2 protein-coding genes and 1 pseudogene are annotated in these 2,976 nt (G+C 56.3%); 2 read left to right on the top strand and 1 reads right to left on the bottom strand.

All coding sequences use genetic code 11. The annotated features are described in order from the left end of the window. Nucleotides 1–1,204 (top strand): hypothetical protein (locus tag F6K13_RS26325; RefSeq protein WP_287288893.1); only part of this gene is annotated, 1,204 nt, incomplete at its 5' end. A 48-nt stretch (nucleotides 1,205–1,252) separates the two neighbouring features. Further along, a pseudogene (locus tag F6K13_RS26320) lies at nucleotides 1,253–1,797 on the top strand (IS5 family transposase); the annotation flags it as partial. Nucleotides 1,798–1,810: 13 nt separating this feature from the next. On the opposite strand, the gene F6K13_RS26315 reads toward F6K13_RS26320, so the two are convergent. Beyond that, a protein-coding gene (locus tag F6K13_RS26315) for an IS630 family transposase (protein WP_287288892.1) occupies nucleotides 1,811–2,769 on the bottom strand; the annotation gives its coding sequence in 2 pieces (ribosomal slippage) (nucleotides 1,811–2,425 and nucleotides 2,428–2,769; 957 coding nt in all). Nucleotides 2,770–2,976: the final 207 nt, after the last annotated feature.

Below are 2,976 nucleotides of genomic sequence, written 5' to 3'. Positions count from 1 at the left end.
GATTGCACTGGCCCACGGGGTAGAGGCAAGCGTCACATACGACACCATCTTCCCCGCTACGCGGAACGCGAAGGCGGCTGTGGATATGCAAGCGGGCATGGGGGATACCGTGTTCACGCCTATGTATCAGGTTCTAAAAGACCGCGGCGTTAAGTTTGCGTTCTTCCACAAGGTTGAATCCCTGAACCTCTCCGAAGACCGCAAAACCGTCGCCTCAATCACCATGAACCGGCAGGTGGAATTGAAAAACGGCCCGCTGAGCTATCAACCTCTCGTCGATATCCTCGATCTCGAATGCTGGCCAGAGAAACCCGATTATAGCCAGATGAAAGACCCCGGCGCGGTCGAAGGGATAGATCTGGAAAGCTATTACAGCGGCCAAAAAGTTAACAAACACGTCCTGCATATGGGCAAGGAATATGACGAAGTGCTCTTTGGTATCCCAATTGGGGCTGTTCGCTTCGTGTGCGAGGAACTTGTTGAAAACGCAGACACCCCGCAATGGCGTGACATGGTTGACCACGTGAAATCGGTCCAGACCGTTGCCGCGCAGCTTTGGATGTCCAAATCGCTTGAAGAACTGGGGTGGGAGACACCGCGCCCGCTGCTCAGCTTGTTTGTGGAGCCGTTCAACACATGGGCTGACATGACGCAGGTTCTGGACAAGGAAACCTGGCCCGACGGGTATGAGCCGCGCAATATCGGCTATTTTACCGGCGCGCAGCCGGGTCCAACTGATCCGCCCCCGCCCTCCGAAACAGGGTTCCAGAAGCAAATGGATGATCAGGCGCGCGAGAGCTTTATCAAGTTCCTCAAAAGCCAATCTCATAATCCCGATCGTGTGCCTGCCATAGGTGGTCTCACGACGTTATGGCCCAACGCGGCTCTGCCGGATGATCCCAAAGTGATCGACTGGTCGCTGATGGTGGACACGTCGGATGCTGAAGGCGAAGCACGGCTTGCTTCGCAATATTGCCATGCCAATTGCGGCCCTTCGGAACGTTGTACTTTGTCACTGCCGGGCACCAATAGTCACCGAATAAAGGCCGGTGACACGGGCTATGATAACCTGACCGTCACTGGGGATTGGATCGACAACGATCTTTATCTTGCTTTCATGGAGGCCAGTTTCCAATCCGGCATCCATTCCGCCCGGGCCATTTCTGGGCAGGACTTCCCGATCATTGGGGAGTGGTTGAACTAGGGCGTGTTAACACTATTACCTAGTGCGGTTTTATGCTAAGTGTCTGTTATGAATAAGATAACAGAAGATCAATACGCTCTGATCCAGCCCTACTTGCCTGTTCAGCGCGGGAATGTGCAGGTTTCGAACCTGACGGTGATCAACGCCATACTCTTTGTTGCCGAGAACGGTTGCAAGTGGCGGGCCTTGCCACCACGTTTCGGCAAATGGCACACGGTTTACACCCGGATGCGCCGTTGGGCTGATGCGGGCGTTCTGGGCCGGTTGTTTGATGCCCTTCAAAAGCACCATATGATCCGTGTTTCCGTTGACTGTCTGGGCCTCGACAGTACGAGCGTCAAAGTGCATCCCGACGGTACCGGCGCGCCCAAAAAAACGGCCCCCAAGCGATTGGCAAGTCGCGTGGCGGTTGGAACACCAAAGTCCACCTGATTGCTGCAGATGACCATTTTGCACTGACCTTCAGCCAATCTGGCGGAAATGCTCATGATGCCCCCGAGGGCCGCGCCCTGCTGGCAAGCTGGCAATCGCCACCCCAGGGCGCGGCCATGGTCATGGATCGCGCCTATGAGGGTGACGAGACGCGCCAGTTAAAGCGTTTCGAGATTAGTTTGAGACATATCCGGCAGCTTTGAAGTAGTTCCAGCACTCTGTTGGGTCGTAGAGATCGCAGATTGATCCTATGGCCTCAAAGACTTCGGTGAATGTCCTCGCTCCAATGCGTCTCAGGTGGGCTTTCAGTTTCGAGAAGGCCTGTTCGATGGGATTCAGATCGGGTGAGTAGGGTGGCAGGTAGAGGAACCAACAGCCATGCTGGCGCAGGGCCTTTGCTGCCTCTTTGTTCCGGTGTGTGGCGAGGTTGTCGAGGATGACGACGGTGCCAGGCGCGATTTCCTTGACGAGGACTTCCCGGATGTAGGCGGCAAATGCCGGGCCATCCATCGCGCCCTTGATGACCCATGGTGCGATCAACGCGTCCTGAGTCAGACCCGCGATCAGCGTCTGTGTTCCCCAGCTTCCAAAGGGGGCGTCCATAGTCAGCCGCTCTCCTTGAGGTGCCCAGCCACGGAGCCGGGCGAGGTTCGTCTTCACCGCCGTTTCGTCTATGAACACCACGCGGTCTGGCATCCGGGCGATGGCTGGAGACCGATAAGCGGCCCAATCGTCGCGTTGCCGTCTTACTTTCGCGCGACGGCGTTCGGTGGCCACCAGCGACTTTTTTTGTGCGTGAAGCCGAGGCGCTTTAGCAATCCGGCAATGGCCGAATGATGAACAGTGACCCCCTCAGCATCGGCAAGGGCATCGCGCAGCTCAAAGAGGGTGATGTCGGGGTCTTGAGCCACCAACTCGCGGAAGAACCCGACATGGGGTGCCAACTTTCCGCTGCCAGGCGGACGCCCCATTACAGCAATTTGGGCCGCGCCAGACGTCTGTATCTGACGTCTCCAACGTGCACCGGTCGCAGGCGACACCTGAAGACAGCGCGACGCCTCTCTTCCTGATAGCCCCTCCGCGATCAATCGCCCAAAACGCTCCCGAAGTTCCTTTGGCAATGGTGCTGGCATGATTGTGATCCTCCCATAAATCGTGAATCACAAATCAAACCTCATGGGAATCCCACCGATTCAAACTTTACTCGAAACGCTTTAGGCATCTGGCATGAACCAAACATGCATCCTTATTTGCTGCATTTGCCTCTGCTGATCACCAGCGGGCCGGTTCTTCTTTTCCTTATCGTCAAGACTTGCTAGGCCCGCGCCAACCCTCGCGAG

Source organism: Okeania sp. SIO2B9, from assembly GCF_010672505.1.
Classification (GTDB): Bacteria; Cyanobacteriota; Cyanobacteriia; order Cyanobacteriales; family Microcoleaceae; genus Okeania; species Okeania hirsuta.
The sequence above is the reverse complement of the archived record's forward strand: the minus strand, read 5'-3'. Positions and strand labels throughout refer to the sequence as shown.